Below are 16,561 nucleotides of genomic sequence, written 5' to 3'. Positions count from 1 at the left end.
GGAGGCTTCCTTGCCGGCTGCCTCTGTGCCCTCCACGTTACGGAGACGACGGAGGAAACGCGTCGCTCCACGGAGCGATGCCGACCCTGGGAATCGTCGGGGTCCGCCCCTGAGCCGGCTCCTCCGGGAGGAGGGCCGCGGCGCCGGGCCGGAGCGCGGCCCGGCGCCGCAGCCAGGCGCGGCCCGCGGGCACCACGGCCGCGTGCGCGAGCGCCGCGCCGGCCGTGTTCAGCAGCAGCGAGTCGACGTCCACCACCTGGCCCGGCACCACCGTCTGCAGCAACTCGACGGCCAGCGAGACCAGGGCGGTCGCGGTCATGGTGCGGATCAGCGAACCCAGCCGGGACACCGCCAGCCGGCCCCCGGCCATCGGCAGCAGCACGCCGAGCGGCGCCAGCAGCGCCATCGCCTCCGCGGTCCGGCGCAGCCCCGTCGTCCACCCCAGCGCGAAGTCGCCGCGGATACCGTCGAACGGCCGGAGATTGGCGGGCATCACCCAGGGAACGTCCAGCGGGCGCAGCGTGTACCAGGCGACGAACGCGAGATGCGCGGCCAGGAGGAGCCCTCCTGACACACGGACACGGGATGCGGCGGTGCCGCCGATGAAGCCTTGACGCTGCACGAAGCCCTAGACGCGGCGTCCGGCACGATCGGTTCCGGCATGTCACCCGTTCCCCACATGAGGCGCGCACCACAGCCGCCGCACGACGGCCGGGACCGGGTGCACGCCCCGGGTCAGCTTCCGGTGGCTTCCGTGGAGGGGGGCTCCTCGTCGCCCGGATGCGAACGGACCTCGTCCGTGCACCGGTAACGGCGCGGCGGGCCCTCGTCCGGGCCGCCCAGGATCACCGAGCCGTCGCCCTCGGCCGCCGCCGAGTCGGAGAAGGTGCACACGACCTGCGCCAGCCCGGTGGGCGACAGGCTCCCCGGCGCGACGCTCAGCCGCAGGGTGTCCTCCGGGTCGCCGGGCCGCGGACCGGCCACCGCCGTCCCCGACCGCACCCGGGTGGTGTACCCGGCCTCCCGCTCGGCGCCCGACGGCTGTTTCGACACCTCGTCCAGCAGTCCCTGCGCCACCCGCACCCGCCGCGTGTCCGCGGCCCCGTCCGGCACCCGGACCGTCCGGTCCACGGCCACCAGCGACGATCCGCACAACAGGAACACCCGTAGGGGCAGCTCCCGCCCGGCCTGCGTCGACACCTCCGGCTCGGCCAGCGAGCAGCGTACCCGCGAGGGCGCCGGGCCGAAGTCGGTCGGCACCTCCGTGGCCCGGATCCCGCACCCGGCCAGCAGTGTGCCGAGCGCCCCCAGCGCCAGCAGACCCCGCGCCGCGCGCGCGGCCCCACGTCGTCCGTTCATCAGGCGTCCCCCTCGGCGCCTTCGGCCCCGGCGTCACCGGTCTTCTCCTCGGCACTGCGCGCGGACACGTCCCGGGGCAGCCGCAGTGTGAACACGGCACCGCCCTCGGGAGAGTTGGCCGCGGTGATCTCGCCGCCGTGGATGTGCGCGTTCTCCAGCGCGATGGACAGCCCCAGACCGCTGCCCTCCGAACGCGGCCGGGAGGCGCTGGCCTTGTAGAAGCGGTCGAAGACGTGCGGCAGGACCTCCTCAGGGATGCCCGGCCCGTGGTCGCGCACCTCGATGACCACCGTTCCGCCGTCCCCGGCGGCCTCGTCGTCCGCCCCGGGGTCCTCCCGCACCGCCACCCGCACCGGCGAACCGCCGTGCTTGAGCGCGTTGCCGACGAGGTTGGCCAGGATCACGTCCAGCCGGCGCGGGTCGATCCGCGCGTGGATGCCCCGCTCGGCGTCCAGGTCGACCGCGTCCAGCCAGGCACGCGCGTCGATGCAGGCGGTGATCTGGTCGGCGACGTCGACGTCGTCGAGGACCAGGCGGGCGGTACCCGCGTCGAAGCGGGTCACCTCCATCAGGTTCTCCACCAGGTCGTTCAGCCGCCGCGTCTCGCTCACCACGAGCCGCACCGCGGGCTCGATCATCGGGTCGATGCCGCCGCCCTCGAACTCGAGCTCCTCCTCCAGGACCTCCGTCACCGCCGTGATCGCGGTCAGCGGTGTCCGCAGCTCGTGGCTCATGTCCGCCACGAAACGGCGCGACGCCTCGTCCCGGGCCGCCATGTCGGCCACCCGCTTCTCCAGCGCCTCGGCCGCCTTGTTGAACGTGTGCGACAGATCGGCCAGTTCGTCCGTACCGGACACCCTCAGCCGGGTGTCCAGCTTCCCCTCGCCGAGCCGCCGCGCGGCAACGCCCAGCCGCTGTACCGGCTTCAGCACGGTCGTCGCGGCGGCGTGCGCGAGCAGCGCGGAACCTATCAGCGCGAGCGCGGTCGCGATCCCCAGCGACCAGGCCAGCGAGTTGAGGTCCTTGGCCTCCGGTTCCAGCGATTTGAGCATGTAACCGGTCGGCCCGCCGCCGATCACCCGCGTCCCCGCCACCAGGTACGGCGTGTCCTCGTCCACCGTCCGCAGCCAGTACATGTGGTGCGCGTACTTGTTGGCCGACGTGATCTTCTGCCGCTCGGCCACCGCGTCCCGGAGCGACACCGGTACGTCCTGCAGCGAGAAGCCGTTCAGCCCGCCCGAACTGCCGTACACGGTCCGCCCGTCGGGATCCGTCGCGACCAGCAGCACGGTGAACCGCTGACTGCTGTTCGCCATCTGCCCCGCCGCGCGCTGCAGTTCGTCCTGCGTCGGGTGCTCGGGCAGCGCGCCCGCCCGGTTCTGCATCTCCCGCTCGAAGTCGCGCAGCACCGCGTCCTGCGTGCGGGTCAGCACGGACTCGCGGTTCAGCCAGTAGGCGATCCCGGACGCGGACACCGCCGCGGTCAGTGCGACCAGCCCGAACACCACCACCAGCCGAAGCCGCAGGCTGGTGAACCGCAGCCGTGACCAGACTCCCTTGCGCGCCGCGGACCAGCCGCGGCCCCCTCCTCGGTGCTCGTGCGTCACTGAGGCGGGTCCAGCCGGTAGCCGACACCGCGCACGGTGCGGATCAGGGTCGGGGACGACGGCACGTCCTCGACCTTGGCACGCAGCCGCTGGACGCACGCGTCCACCAGGCGGGAGTCGCCCAGGTAGTCGTGCTCCCACACCAGCCGCAGCAACTGCTGCCGGGACAGTGCCTGCCCCGGCCGCCGGCTCAGCTCCAGCAGCAGCCGCAGCTCGGTCGGCGTCAGCTGGAGGTCCTCGCCGTTCTTCGTCACCGTCATCGCCGAACGGTCGATGACCAGGCTGCCGAAGGTCGCCGAGTCGGTGGACTCCCGCTCCCCGCGCCGGAGCACCGCCCGGATCCGGGCGTCCAGCACCCGTCCCTGCACCGGTTTGACGACGTAGTCGTCGGCGCCGGACTCCAGCCCGACCACCACGTCGATGTCGTCGTTGCGCGCGGTCAGCAGGATGATCGGCAACTGGTCCGTGCGCCGGATGCGACGGCACACCTCGAAGCCGTCGATGCCGGGCAGCATCACGTCCAGCACGATCAGATCCGGCCGCTGCTCGCGCAACAGCTTCAGACCGTCCTCACCACTGGCAGCGGTCGCCACCCGGTGACCCTGGCGCGTCAGTGAGAGCTCCAGGGCCGTGCGGATGGCGTCGTCGTCCTCGATCAGCAACAGGGAAGGCACGGAGTCATTCTGGCCCATGGAGGGCTCCCTGTTCGACCCGTGGGCGACAGATGCCCATTGGGCCCCCATACGTGCCGCTACGTGCGCGGACACCCGGTGAAGGAAGTGTGGGCCGGAGGTGACCGCCCCTGTGACACGTCTGTGACAGTCGGCAGACACGGCCATGAAGGTCCCCGGGCAAGCTTTTCGGCACAAGCACAACGGCAGGGCGAAACACCGGAAGTCCACGACGGGGGGCGCGAGATGAACACGCTGCACGGCACCAGCTCCAGCGCAGTTGTCACGCGTCTGCACGACGTGCACCGGGGTTCCGAGAAGTCCGGTGCCGCGGGCATGCGGGGGTGCGCCCGCGGCGCCGGGCGTCAGCACACCACGATCATGACGGTGGTTGACGCGCCCACGGGGGAGAACAACGGGGGAAGCGCGTACGGGGAGGGCTCGGGGGAGCGCCGCTCGCTGTCGGAGGCGGAGTTCACCGCCTACGTGCAGGAGCGCCGCGCCTCCCTGTACGCCACCGCCTACCACCTGACCGGTGACCGCTTCGAGGCCGAGGACCTGCTGCAGAGCGCACTGTTCTCGACCTACCGGGCGTGGGACCGGATCAGCGACAAGGCGGCGGTCGGCGGATATCTCCGCCGCACCATGACCAACCTGCACATCAGCGCGTGGCGCCGCCGCAAGCTGAACGAGTACCCGACCGAGGAACTGCCGGAGACGGCCGGCGACACGGACGCGATGCGCGGCACCGAGCTGCGCGCGGTCCTGTGGCAGGCGCTGGCCCGGCTGCCCGAGCTCCAGCGCACGATGCTGGTCCTGCGCTACTACGAGGGCCGCACGGACCCGGAGATCGCCGACATCCTCGGCATCAGTGTCGGCACGGTGAAGTCGAGCATCTGGCGGTCGCTCCGCCGGCTGCGCGAGGACGAGGTCCTCAGCTTCGGCCGTGACGAGGAGAACGCCTTCGGGGAGCTCGTCGCCTGAAGGCCGGGGGCCCGGGGATCGGGGGATCCGCGGGGGACCAGGAGGGGGAGCGCGAGGGGTACGGGGGTACCTCCCGGATCCGGGGGGAAGCACGAGGGATCCGGGACAGAGGGGGGAAACACGGGGGAAGCACGGGGGAACAACGGGGGAAGCACGGGGGGAGTGCGAAACAGCGGGACTGGAGGGCCGGGGGGCCCACCCAGTCCCGCCTTTCGTACGTGCCCGGTTCTGCCGCGGCCGGCTTCTGCCGCGGCCGCGCCTCAGGCAGGCGTGCCGGTCCCCGTCCTCGGACGCAGCGCGAACTCCGCGGCCGTGAGACGGGCCAGCGCCTCGTCCCGGTCGCAGGCGTACGCGCCCAGCGCCGTCTGGTGGGCGATGATCGACCGTTCCAGACGCATCAGCCGCCAGCCGCGGCGCAGCAGGAACGGCACCGACTTGCGGCCCTCACTGAGGTCCCGCCGGAAACGCCGCCGGAACGTCCGCACCGGACCCCGGCTCAGGCACAGCGCGTCGGCCAGCAGGCCCAGCTCACCGCAGCGGGCGACGATCTCCGCGGCGAAGATGCCCTCCGCGATGAACAGCGGGGCCCCGCCGATGTCGACGCTCCCCGCGCCGGTACGGGCGCTCAGCGCGATGTCGTAGAGGGGGACCGGTGTGCGGCCGGTGCGGCACAGCCGGTCGATCGCGGCGACGGCGGCGTCCGCGTCCCAGGAGCCGGGATGGTCCCAGTCGATGTCCGAGGACCCCGCCACCAGCGGGAGGGACGGATCGTCGCCCTCCTTGTAGAAGTCGTCGAGCCGCAGCACCGGAAGGCCGGAGCGGGCCGCGAGGAGGGACTTGCCGGAGCCGGAGGGGCCGCAGAGCAGCACGACTCGCGCGGATATGGGCGACTGGGAACTCACGGGACACCAGTGTGAGGCATCGCCGGGGTGGCGTACGACCCCGAGGTGCGGCTTTGAAGCGCGCGTCACATGCCCACTACGCTGCGCGGTGAACCGATCACCCAGTGAAGGCATGAGGTGGCCCAGCGATGGCCCGACACAAGGCACCCAAGACGCCGACCGCCCGACGCGCCCTGGCGGTCCTCGCCACCGCGGGCGTGGCGCTCGGCATCGGCGCGACGGCGGCGGCGGCCGCGGACTCCGAGGCGGTCCTCGACGACGCGGGACAGGTCGTGGGCACGGTCGCCGACCTCAAGCCCAACCCGCTGGCCGGCACGGGCGTGGACCCGCTCGACAACGGCGTCGGCACCCAGGTCGCCGACTTCCGGGCGGTGGACTCCCGCGAGGTGACGGGGCCGGTCGCCCAGGCGGAGTCGGTCGGCAGCATCCCGGGGGTCGGACAGGTCACGGACCTGCTGCGCAGGTGAACGCCGGGGCCCTGGCGGCGGAGCGCCGTGCCCGTCCCTGGCGGCGGAGCGCCGTGCCCTCCCGGACGGGGGAGGGCACGGCGCTCCGGTTGTGGGGGGTGGGGTGGTGGCTCAGTAGGCGGAGCCCGACGCGCCGAGGGAACCCGTCGGGTGCCAGACGGTCTTGGTCTCCAGGAACGCCGTCATGCGGTCCGTGCCGGGAGTCGCCGACCAGTCGTCCACAGGCTGTGGACGCAGGACGCGCTTGAGGTTATCCGCGGCCGCGATCTCCAGCTCCTTCGCCAGCACCTCGTCGGCGCCCGCCAGGTCGATCGCGTTGACGTCCTGGTGGGCGGCGAGCGGGGCGGCGATCTCCGCGGTGCGGCCGGAGAGGATGTTGACCACACCGCCGGGGAGGTCGGAGGTGGCGAGCACCTCGCCGAGGGAGAGGGCCGGGAGCGGGGACTTCTCGCTCGCGATCACCACCGCCGTGTTGCCGGTGGCGACGACCGGGGCGATCACCGAGACCAGGCCGAGGAAGGACGACTCCTGGGGAGCCAGGACGGCGACCACGCCCGTCGGTTCGGGGGACGACAGGTTGAAGAACGGGCCCGCGACCGGGTTTCCGCCGCCGACCACCTGGGCGATCTTGTCGGTCCAGCCCGCGTACCAGACCCAGCGGTCGATCGCCGCGTCCACCTGCTCGGCGGCCTTCGACTTCGACAGGCCCTCCGCGGCGGCGACCTCACGGACATACTGGCCCCTGCGGCCCTCCAGCATCTCCGCGACGCGGTAGAGGATCTGGCCGCGGTTGTACGCCGTCGCGCCGGACCAGCCGCCGAACGCCTTGCGCGCGGCGACCACCGCGTCACGGGCGTCCTTGCGGGAGGAGAGCGGGGTGTTGGCCAGCCAGTTGCCCTTCGAGTCCGTCACCTCGTACACCCGGCCGCTCTCGGAACGCGGGAACTTCCCGCCGACGTACAGCTTGTAGGTCTTCAGTACGGAAAGTCGTGCGTCAGACATCGAGGTACGCCTCCAGGCCGTGGCGGCCGCCCTCGCGGCCGAAGCCCGACTCCTTGTAACCGCCGAACGGCGAGGTCGGGTCGAACTTGTTGAACGTGTTGGACCAAACGACGCCCGCACGGAGCTTGTTCGCGACCGCCAGGATGCGCGAGCCCTTCTCCGTCCAGATGCCCGCCGACAGGCCGTACGGCGTGTTGTTGGCCTTGGCGACCGCCTCGTCCGGCGTGCGGAAGGTCAGCACGGACAGCACCGGGCCGAAGATCTCGTCGCGGGCGACCGTGTGCGCCTGGGTGACCCCCGTGAACAGCGTCGGGGCGAACCAGTAGCCGTTCTCCGGGAGCTCGCAGGCCGGGGACCAGCGCTCGGCGCCCTCCGCCTCGCCCTGCTCGGCCAGCGCGGTGATCCGGGCCAGCTGCTCGGCGGAGTTGATCGCGCCGATGTCGGTGTTCTTGTCCAGCGGGTCGCCGAGGCGGAGCGTGGACAGGCGGCGCTTGAGGGAGTCGAGGAGCTCGTCGTGGATCGACTCCTGGACCAGGAGTCGGCTGCCCGCGCAGCAGACCTGGCCCTGGTTGAAGAAGATGCCGTTGACGATGCCCTCGACGGCCTGGTCGATGGGGGCGTCGTCGAAGACGATGTTCGCGCCCTTGCCGCCCAGTTCGAGCGTCAGCTTCTTGCGGGTGCCCGCGACCGTGCGCGCGATCTCCTTGCCGACGGCGGTCGAACCGGTGAAGGCGACCTTGTTCACGTCGGGGTGGGCGATCAGCGCGGCGCCGGCGCGGCCGTCGCCGGTGAGGATGTTGACGACGCCCTTGGGCAGGCCCGCCTGACGGCAGATGTCCGCGAAGAAGAGGGCGGACAGGGGGGTCGTCTCGGCCGGCTTCAGGACGACCGTGTTGCCGGTCGCGAGGGCCGGGGCGATCTTCCACGCCAGCATGAGGAGGGGGAAGTTCCAGGGGATGACCTGGCCGGCCACACCGAGGGGGCGCGGGTCGGCGCCGTAGCCGGCGTGGCCGAGCTTGTCGGCCCAGCCCGCGTAGTAGAAGAAGTGCGCGGCGACCAGGGGGAGGTCCGCGTCGCGGGTCTCCCGGATCGGCTTGCCGTTGTCGAGGGTCTCCAGGACGGCGAGCTCGCGGCTGCGCTCCTGGATGATCCGGGCGATGCGGAAGAGGTACTTGGCGCGCTCGGAGCCGGGGAGCGCCGACCACGTCTCGAAGGCCTTGCGGGCGGCCCGCACGGCGCGGTCGACGTCCGCCTCCCCGGCCTCGGCGACCTCGGAGAGGACCTCCTCGGTGGACGGGGAGACGGTCTTGAAGACCTTGCCGTCGGAGGCCTCGGCGAACTCGCCGTCGATGAACAGGCCGTACGACGGGGCGATGTCGACGACCGAGCGGGACTCGGGCGCCGGCGCGTAGTCGAAAACAGGTGCCATGGTGATCAGTCCACCGTCACGTAGTCGGGGCCGGAGTAACGGCCTGTGGCCAGCTTCTGGCGCTGCATCAGCAGGTCGTTCAGCAGCGAGGAGGCGCCGAAGCGGAACCAGTGGTTGTCCAGCCAGTCCTCGCCCGCGGTCTCGTTGACCAGGACCAGGAACTTGATGGCGTCCTTCGTCGTGCGGATGCCGCCGGCCGGCTTCACGCCGATCTGGACGCCGGTCCGGTCGCGGAAGTCGCGGACCGCCTCCAGCATGAGGAGGGTGTTCGCGGGGGTCGCGTTGACGGCGACCTTGCCCGTGGAGGTCTTGATGAAGTCGGCCCCGGCCAGCATGCCGAGCCAGCTCGCCCGGCGGATGTTGTCGTACGTCGACAGCTCGCCCGTCTCGAAGATGACCTTCAGGCGGGCGCTCGTCCCGCAGGCCTCCTTCACGGCGGTGATCTCGTCGTACACCTTCAGGTAGTTCCCCGCGAGGAACGCCCCGCGGTCGATGACCATGTCGATCTCGTCCGCACCGGCGGCGATGGCCTCGCGGACGTCCGCCAGCTTCACGGAGATCGGGGCGCGGCCGGCCGGGAAGGCGGTGGCGACGGAGGCGACCTTGACGGTGGAGCCGGCGACGGCCTCCTTCGCCGTGGCCACCATGTCGGGGTAGACACAGACCGCGGCCGTGGCGGGCGTGGTGCGGTCGGTCGGGTCGGGGCGGACCGCCTTCGCGCCGAGCGCCCGGACCTTGCCGGGGGTGTCCGCGCCTTCCAGCGTCGTCAGGTCGACCATCGAGATGGCGAGGTCGATGGCGTACGCCTTCGCGGTCGTCTTGATCGAGCGGGTACCGAGGGAGGCGGCCCGCGCCTCCAGGCCGACCGCGTCGACGCCGGGCAGCCCGTGGAGGAAGTGGCGCAGCGTGCCGTCGGACGCGGTGACGTCGCTGAGAGCGTGTGGTGCAGTGGTGGGCATGGTCACCAGATGAGCATATCTACGCGCGTAGCGGCTGTACAGCCCTCCTGGTCGTTCCCTACGGCATCCGCCGCGTGCGGGGCGTCGCGGGACGTCGGGCAGAATCGGGAGCATGACGACCCCCGAGGACCAGTCGCCCGACCCGGAGCCCACGAAGCCCGCCGGGTCCGCGACGCCCCCGCACAAGGACCGGATCTACCGCTCGCCCGCGGCCCTGGCCGGCGGTGTGCTGCTGCTCGCCGTCGTCGGCTGGCTCGGCGTGGACGCGGTCGTCGTCGGCGAGGGCCGCACCCCGTGGCGGGCACTCGCCCTGCTGCTCCTCCTCGTGCCGCTGGTCGTCGCCTACACCCTGCGCCCCGCCGTCTACGTCAACGACGACCGGCTGCGCGTGCGCAACCCGTTCCGGGTGATCGTGCTGCCGTGGGGGCAGGTCGCCTCGCTGCGGTCGGGATTCTCCAACGAGGTGTTCACCGTGTCCGGCGAGAAGTACCAGCTGTGGGCCCTGCCGGTCTCGCTGCGGGCCCGTGGCCGGGCGGCGCGGCACGAGTCGCGGGCCGCCGCGCGGGCGGCGCGGGCCGCCCGCGGGGGTGGCGGCGGCGGTGCCGGCGCCGCGGGCGGTGTCGGCCTGGACGGGCTCGGTACCGGGGGTGCCCCCGCGGGGCCGCGACGGCACGAGAGCGACCGGGCGATGGACGAGATGCGGGAGCTGCGCGAGCGGCGGCACGAGGCGGAGGCCGCGCAGGGCGAGGTGACCGTGCGGTGGGCCTACGAGGTCGTGGCACCCGCCGTCGTGGGGGCCCTGCTGCTGGTCGTGCTGCTGGCCGTGGGGTGAGGGGCGACAGGTGAGGGGCGAGCGGTGAGTCACGCGGGGCGAGCCGCTCGCCCCGCGTGCTTCTCTCAGATGCCCGCAGCCCCGGAGAGGTCCTGCTTGATCCGGTCCAGGAGCGCGGTCGCCTTCGCGCGGGCCTCGGGGAGGCCGGCCTTCCCGGCGACCGGGATCACCACCTCCAGGTAGCACTTCAGCTTCGGCTCCGTGCCACTCGGGCGGACGACGACCCTCGCGCCGTCCAGGGTGTAGCGGAGGCCGTCGGTGGGCGGGAGCGTGTCCGACCCCCGGCTGAGGTCCTCGGCGGTGGTGACGCGGAGGCCGGCCAGCTCCGTGGGCGGCCGGTCCCGCAGGCGGCGCATCGCGGAGGCGATGATCCCGAGGTCCTGCACACGGACCGAGAGCTGGTCGGTGGCGTGCAGGCCGTGCTCGACGGCGAGGTCGTCGAGGAGGTCGAGGAGGGTACGGCCGTCCGCCTTGAGGTCCGAGGCCAGTTCGGTGAGGAGCAGCGCCGCCGTGATGCCGTCCTTGTCGCGTACGCCGTCCGGGTCGACGCAGTAGCCGAGGGCTTCCTCGTAGCCGTAGCGCAGGCCCTCGACCCGTGCGATCCACTTGAAGCCGGTCAGGGTCTCCTCGTACGGGAGGCCGGCCTTCTCGGCGATACGGCCGAGGAGGCCGGACGAGACGATCGACTCGGCGAACGTGCCGGTCGCGCCGCGGCGGACCAGGTGGGCGGCGAGCAGGGCCCCGACCTCGTCGCCGCGCAGCATCCGCCAGTCCGCGCCGTCCTTGACGGCGGCGGCGCAGCGGTCGGCGTCCGGGTCGTTGGCGATGACCAGGTCGGGGTCCGTCTCGCGGGCCTTCGCGAAGGCGAGGTCCATCGCGCCGGGCTCCTCGGGGTTGGGGAACGCGACGGTCGGGAAGTCCGGGTCGGGGTCGGCCTGCTCGGCGACGAGGTCGGGGGCCGGGAAGCCGGCGCGGGCGAACGCGGCGAGGAGGACGTCCTTGCCGACGCCGTGCATCGCCGTGTACACGGTGCGGGCCGTGCGGGGGGAGTCCTTGGCCAGGACCGCGTCGGTGCGGGCGAGGTAGGCGCCGAGGACCGTGTCGTCGAGGGTCTCCCAGCCTTCGGTGGGGCGGGGGACCATGCTGAGCGACGCCACGGCCTCGATCTCGGCGGCGATCTCCGCGTCGGCCGGGGGGACGATCTGGGAGCCGTCGCCGAGGTACACCTTGTAGCCGTTGTCCCGGGGAGGGTTGTGGCTGGCGGTGACCTCGACGCCGGCGACGGCGCCGAGGTGCCTGATGGCGAAGGCGAGGACGGGGGTGGGCAGGGGGCGGTTCAGTACGGCCGCCCTGAGGCCGGCGCCGGTCATGACGGCGGCGGTGTCGATGGCGAACGTCCGCGACTTGTGGCGGGCGTCGTAGCCGATGACGACGAGGCCGTCGGTGTGGCCCTGCTTCCTGAGGTACGAGGCGAGGCCGGCGGCGGCGCGGATGACCACGGAGCGGTTCATGCGCATCGGGCCCGCGCCGAGTTCGCCGCGGAGGCCGGCGGTGCCGAACTGGAGGGTGCCGCCGAAGCGGGCGGCGAGTTCGGCGTGGTCGCCGGAGTCGATGAGGCGGGCGAGTTCCTCACGGGTGTCCGGGTCGGGGTCCTCGGTGAGCCATGCCTGTGCCTGTGCGATGAGCGCGACGTCTTCCACGGTTTGGGTCGGCCTCTCTCGGTCGTCGTCTGTCAAGTGTCCATGGGTGGATGCCTGCGGCGCCGCTGTCCCTCCGGTGGGGGTGCGCCGAGCGCCCACGGCGGGTGGGTGGTGCGGGGCCGCGTCGGGGGTGTCCGTCCTCGGACCGGCGCGAGGGTGTCGCCCGGTGGTGGTGAGGGTGCGGACGCGCCGGCCACTGCGGGCGGCCACCCCCGCCCCGTCCCTTCCCCGCCGCGCGCGACCATGCCCCCACCCGCCGTCCCCCGTCCGCGGGCAGTCGGGCTCCCGCCGCTCGCCTTACGCAGGCGGCCGGAGCGCCGCCCCGGCTCTCTCCGCGGGCAGTCGTGACGCCCCTCCGCCTTCGGCGGGCAGTCGCTCCGCCGCTCTCCGCGGGCGGTCGTGCCGCAGGGCGAGGGGGGTGCCTCCCGCTCGAACGGAGCCGAGGGTGGGAAGGGCGGGCGCGACGGCACCCCGCCGGCGCCGGGCTGCGCGGACACTCCCCGGTCCGCACCAGCACCGGGAACCCGGGGGCATGGCCCCCTGCCGCGGGGCGCCGCCGGGGGCCTCGCCCCGGCGAACCGGACCCGGCCGGCGCCGGGCCGCCCGACCGCGCGGACGCGCTACAGGCGCCCCAGCACCTGCGTCAGCAGCGCGCCCATCCGCGTGGCGGAGTCCCGCCCCGCCTGCAGGACCTCCTCGTGGTTCAGCGGCTCGCCCGTCATCCCCGCGGCGAGGTTGGTGACCAGCGAGATGCCCAGCACCTCCGCGCCCGCCTCCCGCGCGGCGATCGCCTCGAGGACCGTCGACATGCCGACCAGGTCCGCCCCGATCACGCGGGCCATCCGGATCTCCGCCGGGGTCTCGTAGTGCGGGCCGGGGAACTGGGCGTAGACGCCCTCCTCCAGGCTCGCGTCGATCTCCTTGCACAGCGCCCGCAGGCGCGGCGAGTACAGGTCGGTGAGGTCGACGAAGTTCGCGCCGACGATGGGGGAGGTGGCGGTGAGGTTGATGTGGTCGCTGATCAGGACCGGCTGGCCGGGGCGCATGCCCTCGCGCAGACCGCCGCAGCCGTTGGTGAGGACGATGGTCTTGGCGCCCGCCGCCACGGCCGTACGCACGCCGTGGGCGACGGACGCCACCCCCCGGCCCTCGTAGTAGTGGGTGCGGCCCAGGAAGACCAGGGCGCGCTTCGCGCCGATGCGGTACGAGCGGATCTTGCCTCCGTGGCCCTCGACCGCCGGCGGCGGGAAGCCGGGCAGCTCGGTGACCTGGAACTCGGCCTCGGGCGTACCGAGGGCGTCCACGGCCGGGGCCCAGCCGGAGCCCATCACGAGGGCGACGTCGTGGGTCTCGGCGCCCGTGAGCTCGCGCAGGCGCGTGGCGGCGGCGTCGGCTGCGGCGTAGGGGTCGCCCTGGATGTCGTCCGGAAGAAGAGAAGCGTTCACGCGACGAGGGTAGCCGGTATTCGCCTACGCGCGTAGATGCTGGCGGGGACCGGTTGGCGATCGTTGTCCTGTCGTTCTCTCCCGAAGGGCGTCAGCAGGGACGCTTGCGCAGTTCCATCACGTAGTCGTGGGGCGCGCCCGCGGACTCGGCCGCGTCCGCGATCTCGCCCAGGTAGCGGGCCGAGGGCAGGCCGCCCTCGTAGCTGTTCAGGACGTAGGCCCAGGCCCGGTCCTCGCCGTCGAGGGTGTGGACGCGGACCCGGGTGCGGCGGTAGACGTCCAGGCCGCCCGCCCCTTCCCAGCCGTCGAGCGACTCCTCGTCCATCGGGGCGATGTCGTAGAGGGCCACGAAGACCTGCGAGAGCGGGTCCTCGACGAGGGTCGCGAGGGAACCCTCCCAGCCCATGTGCTCGCCCCCGAACGTCAGCCGCCACCCGTTCAGCCAGCCGGTGGCGCGCAGCGGCGAGTGCGGGGCGCGGCGGGACATCAGCCGCGCGTCGAGGTTGCCGGCGTACGCGGCGTAGAGCGACATGGGGGAAGGGTACGGCAGCGGCACGGGCGCCACTCCGGTAACGGCGGGGCCACGGCCGCGGCCCCCGGGCGGTCGCACGGTGAAGTGTGCGGGACAATGGAGTACGTGACTCGGATCGTGATCATCGGTGGCGGACCCGGCGGATACGAAGCGGCGCTGGTCGCCGCTCAGCTCGGCGCGGAGGTGACCGTCGTCGATGCCGACGGACTGGGCGGGGCGTCGGTGCTCACCGACTGCGTGCCGTCCAAGACCCTCATCGCCACGGCCGAGGTGATGACCACCTTCGACTCCTCCTACGAGGAGCTGGGCATCTTCGTCGCCGACGACACCCCGCCCCTGGAGCAGGCCGCCCGGGTCGTAGGCGTGGACCTGGGCAAGGTCAACCGGCGTGTGAAGCGGCTCGCCCTGGCCCAGTCGCACGACATCACCGCGTCCGTGACCCGCGCCGGTGCGCGCGTGATGCGCGGGCGCGGCCGGCTGGAGGGCATGCAGGCGCTCGACGGGTCGCGCAAGGTCGTGGTGCGCGCCGCGGACGGGAGCGAGGAGACGCTCACCGCGGACGCCGTGCTCATCGCGACGGGCGGCCACCCGCGGGAGCTGCCGGACGCCCGGCCCGACGGCGAGCGGATCCTCAACTGGACGCAGGTCTACGACCTGAACGAGCTCCCCGACGAGCTCATCGTGGTCGGATCCGGTGTCACGGGCGCCGAGTTCGCCGGTGCCTACCAGGCGCTCGGGTCCCGGGTGACGCTGGTGTCCTCGCGCGACCGGGTGCTGCCGGGCGAGGACCCGGACGCGGCCGCCGTGCTGGAGGACGTCTTCCGGCGGCGCGGGATGAACGTGATGGCACGCTCGCGTGCCCAGTCCGCCAAGCGGGTCGGGGACCGAGTGGAGGTGACCCTCGCCGACGGACGGGTCATCACCGGGTCGCACTGTCTGATGGCCGTGGGCGCCATCCCGAACTCCGAGGGCATGGGCCTGGAGGAGGCCGGGGTCAGGCTGCGGGACTCGGGCCACATCTGGACCGACAAGGTCTCGCGGACCACGGCTCCCGGCGTCTACGCCGCCGGTGACGTCACCGGCGTCTTCGCGCTCGCCTCGGTGGCGGCGATGCAGGGCCGTATCGCCATGTACCACTTCCTCGGTGACGCGGTCGCCCCGCTGAACCTCAAGACGGTCTCCTCGAACGTGTTCACCGACCCCGAGATCGCCACCGTCGGCTACTCCCAGGCCGATGTGGACGGCGGGAAGATCGACGCCCGGGTGGTGAAGCTGCCGCTGCTGCGCAACCCGCGCGCCAAGATGCAGGGCATCCGCGACGGCTTCGTCAAGATCTTCTGCCGTCCGGGCACCGGCATCGTGGTGGGCGGCGTGGTCGTGGCGCCGCGCGCCTCGGAACTCATCCACCCCATCTCGATCGCGGTCGACAACAATCTGACCGTCGAACAGATCGCGAACGCCTTCACGGTGTACCCCTCGCTGTCGGGGTCGATCGCCGAAGTGGCGCGGCAGCTGCACACCCGGAAGGCCGGCGCGGAGGGCTGAGCGGACCGGCCAGCGGCCGGTCACGGGGCGTGCTCGACGCCGCTGCGGCCCTATACCACTTGGTGTGGGGCCGTGCGAACAACTTCTGCTATTCAGCGCAAACTGCTGAAAGCAGACGGTCGTCGGCGTTACTGTCAGTTTCGTGTTCGCTGCAGAACGTCGCCAATTGATCCTCGAAATGGTGCGAGCGAACGGAGCGGTGTCGCTCCGTGAACTCGCCCGCGTCGTCCAGACCTCCGAAGTGACCGTACGGCGGGACGTGCGCGCGCTGGAGGCAGAAGGACTCCTCGACCGCCGGCACGGCGGTGCGGTACTCCCGGGCGGTTTCACGCGAGAGTCCGGATTCCCGCAGAAGTCCCATCTCGCGACCGCCGAAAAGACCGCCATCGCCGACCTCGCCGCGAACTTCGTGGAAGAGGGCGAGGCCATCGTGGTCGGCGCGGGTACCACCACGCAGGAGCTGGCCCGCCGGCTCGCCCGGGTGCCCGGGCTGACGGTCGTCACCAACTCCCTGCTGGTCGCCCAGGCGTTGGCCCATGCCAACCGGGTGGAGGTCGTGATGACCGGCGGTACGCTCCGCGGTTCGAACTACGCCCTGGTCGGCAGCGGTGCCGAGCAGTCCCTGCAGGGGCTGAGGGTGTCCCGGGCCTTCCTGTCGGGAAGCGGACTGACCGCGGAGCGGGGACTGTCCACGTCCAACATGCTGTCGGCGTCCGTCGACCGGGCGCTGGTGCAGGCCGCGGCGGAGGTGGTGGTCCTCGCGGACCACACGAAACTCGGGACCGACACGATGTTCCAGACCGTGCCGACGGATCTGATCACCCGGCTGGTGACGGACGAGCCGCCCGCGCACGACGACCGGGCGGCCACCGAACTCCAGGCGCTCGCCGACCAGGGCGTGCAGATCGCCGTCGCGGGGGCGCCGGGGGGTTCCGCGGGCGCGGGGGGTGAGGGCCCGCCGCCGGACCGCCGTCGCCGGGACGTGGCCCTTCCCGGTCCGCGGCGGCAGGGGCCGGGACTCCGTACGGCCGTGGCCCTCGGGGCGGCGGCGGAGCAGGGCCCCGGTCAGGGTGCCGAGCGGGCGGCACGGGTGGCGGATCTGCGCAGGCGGTGACGGCTCCGCCGCG

16 protein-coding genes are annotated in these 16,561 nt (G+C 72.8%); 5 read left to right on the top strand and 11 right to left on the bottom strand.

What is annotated here, in order from left to right; all coding sequences use genetic code 11:
- Window positions 1-37 precede the first annotated feature (37 nt).
- The 4 genes from ACZ6A9_RS02225 to afsQ1 all read right to left on the bottom strand — a co-directional run bounded on the left by ACZ6A9_RS02225 (window position 38) and on the right by afsQ1 (window position 3,640).
- A complete protein-coding gene (locus ACZ6A9_RS02225) occupies window positions 38-622 on the bottom strand; it encodes a VanZ family protein (protein ID WP_468976619.1) in 585 nt (194 codons plus the stop codon).
- Between the two features lie 113 nt (window positions 623-735).
- Window positions 736-1,359 (bottom strand): hypothetical protein, encoded by a 624-nt coding sequence (locus ACZ6A9_RS02220; protein WP_468976617.1) that lies wholly within the window; start codon window positions 1,357-1,359, stop codon window positions 736-738.
- On the bottom strand, window positions 1,359-2,966 hold the full coding sequence (locus ACZ6A9_RS02215) for an ATP-binding protein (RefSeq protein ID WP_468976615.1): 1,608 nt from the start codon (window positions 2,964-2,966) through the stop codon (window positions 1,359-1,361). Before ACZ6A9_RS02215 ends, ACZ6A9_RS02220 begins: the two co-directional genes overlap by 1 nt.
- The gene (afsQ1, locus tag ACZ6A9_RS02210) at window positions 2,963-3,640 is read right to left on the bottom strand and encodes a two-component system response regulator AfsQ1 (RefSeq protein ID WP_158075115.1); all 678 of its coding nucleotides are present in this window, start codon (window positions 3,638-3,640) and stop codon (window positions 2,963-2,965) included. The genes ACZ6A9_RS02215 and afsQ1 overlap by 4 nt, the downstream gene beginning before the upstream one ends.
- Window positions 3,641-3,883: 243 nt before the next feature.
- Here afsQ1 and ACZ6A9_RS02205 point away from each other — a divergent pair, with 243 nt between their 5' ends.
- Complete coding sequence (locus ACZ6A9_RS02205) at window positions 3,884-4,621, top strand: SigE family RNA polymerase sigma factor (RefSeq protein ID WP_468976612.1); 738 nt, start codon at window positions 3,884-3,886, stop codon at window positions 4,619-4,621.
- A 260-nt stretch (window positions 4,622-4,881) separates the two neighbouring features.
- Here ACZ6A9_RS02205 and ACZ6A9_RS02200 read toward each other — a convergent pair whose 3' ends face one another.
- Window positions 4,882-5,592 (bottom strand): uridine kinase, encoded by a 711-nt coding sequence (locus ACZ6A9_RS02200; protein WP_468976610.1) that lies wholly within the window; start codon window positions 5,590-5,592, stop codon window positions 4,882-4,884.
- Between the two features lie 59 nt (window positions 5,593-5,651).
- Here ACZ6A9_RS02200 and ACZ6A9_RS02195 point away from each other — a divergent pair, with 59 nt between their 5' ends.
- On the top strand, window positions 5,652-5,990 hold the full coding sequence (locus tag ACZ6A9_RS02195) for a hypothetical protein (RefSeq protein ID WP_468976608.1): 339 nt from the start codon (window positions 5,652-5,654) through the stop codon (window positions 5,988-5,990).
- Window positions 5,991-6,101: 111 nt separating this feature from the next.
- On the opposite strand, the gene ACZ6A9_RS02190 is transcribed toward ACZ6A9_RS02195, so the two are convergent.
- Genes ACZ6A9_RS02190 through deoC form a run of 3 tightly spaced genes read right to left on the bottom strand, consistent with a single transcriptional unit; the run spans window position 6,102 to window position 9,380 of the window.
- Window positions 6,102-6,992: an aldehyde dehydrogenase family protein gene (locus ACZ6A9_RS02190; RefSeq protein ID WP_468976606.1), complete on the bottom strand. Its 891-nt coding sequence runs from the start codon at window positions 6,990-6,992 to the stop codon at window positions 6,102-6,104.
- On the bottom strand, window positions 6,985-8,421 hold the full coding sequence (locus tag ACZ6A9_RS02185; RefSeq protein ID WP_468976604.1) for an aldehyde dehydrogenase family protein: 1,437 nt from the start codon (window positions 8,419-8,421) through the stop codon (window positions 6,985-6,987). The genes ACZ6A9_RS02190 and ACZ6A9_RS02185 overlap by 8 nt, the downstream gene beginning before the upstream one ends.
- A gap of 5 nt (window positions 8,422-8,426) precedes the next feature.
- Window positions 8,427-9,380, bottom strand: coding sequence for a deoxyribose-phosphate aldolase (deoC, locus tag ACZ6A9_RS02180; protein ID WP_468977934.1), 954 nt, complete (start codon window positions 9,378-9,380; stop codon window positions 8,427-8,429).
- 112 nt (window positions 9,381-9,492) lie between these two features.
- Between deoC and ACZ6A9_RS02175 the strand changes: the two genes are divergently transcribed.
- Window positions 9,493-10,212, top strand: coding sequence for a PH domain-containing protein (locus tag ACZ6A9_RS02175; RefSeq protein ID WP_468976602.1), 720 nt, complete (start codon window positions 9,493-9,495; stop codon window positions 10,210-10,212).
- Window positions 10,213-10,277: 65 nt separating this feature from the next.
- On the opposite strand, the gene ACZ6A9_RS02170 is transcribed toward ACZ6A9_RS02175, so the two are convergent.
- The 3 genes from ACZ6A9_RS02170 to ACZ6A9_RS02160 all read right to left on the bottom strand — a co-directional run bounded on the left by ACZ6A9_RS02170 (window position 10,278) and on the right by ACZ6A9_RS02160 (window position 13,889).
- Complete coding sequence (locus ACZ6A9_RS02170; protein WP_468976600.1) at window positions 10,278-11,912, bottom strand: phospho-sugar mutase; 1,635 nt, start codon at window positions 11,910-11,912, stop codon at window positions 10,278-10,280.
- 620 nt (window positions 11,913-12,532) lie between these two features.
- Window positions 12,533-13,357 carry a purine-nucleoside phosphorylase gene (locus ACZ6A9_RS02165; protein WP_468976598.1) on the bottom strand — a complete coding sequence of 275 codons (825 nt, stop codon included), beginning with the start codon at window positions 13,355-13,357 and terminating at the stop codon, window positions 12,533-12,535.
- A 91-nt stretch (window positions 13,358-13,448) separates the two neighbouring features.
- Entirely contained in the window at window positions 13,449-13,889 is a 441-nt protein-coding gene (locus ACZ6A9_RS02160) for a gamma-glutamylcyclotransferase family protein (RefSeq protein WP_468976596.1), read from the bottom strand.
- A gap of 96 nt (window positions 13,890-13,985) precedes the next feature.
- Here ACZ6A9_RS02160 and ACZ6A9_RS02155 point away from each other — a divergent pair, with 96 nt between their 5' ends.
- Together ACZ6A9_RS02155 and ACZ6A9_RS02150 are read left to right on the top strand one after the other, a co-directional pair.
- Window positions 13,986-15,434, top strand: coding sequence for an NAD(P)H-quinone dehydrogenase (locus ACZ6A9_RS02155; RefSeq protein ID WP_468976594.1), 1,449 nt, complete (start codon window positions 13,986-13,988; stop codon window positions 15,432-15,434).
- A 142-nt stretch (window positions 15,435-15,576) separates the two neighbouring features.
- Window positions 15,577-16,548 (top strand): DeoR/GlpR family DNA-binding transcription regulator, encoded by a 972-nt coding sequence (locus ACZ6A9_RS02150; RefSeq protein WP_189558255.1) that lies wholly within the window; start codon window positions 15,577-15,579, stop codon window positions 16,546-16,548.
- Window positions 16,549-16,561 lie beyond the last annotated feature (13 nt).

It is taken from the genome of Streptomyces sp. NPDC041124 (assembly GCF_055592385.1).
The sequence above is the reverse complement of the archived record's forward strand: the minus strand, read 5'-3'. Positions and strand labels throughout refer to the sequence as shown.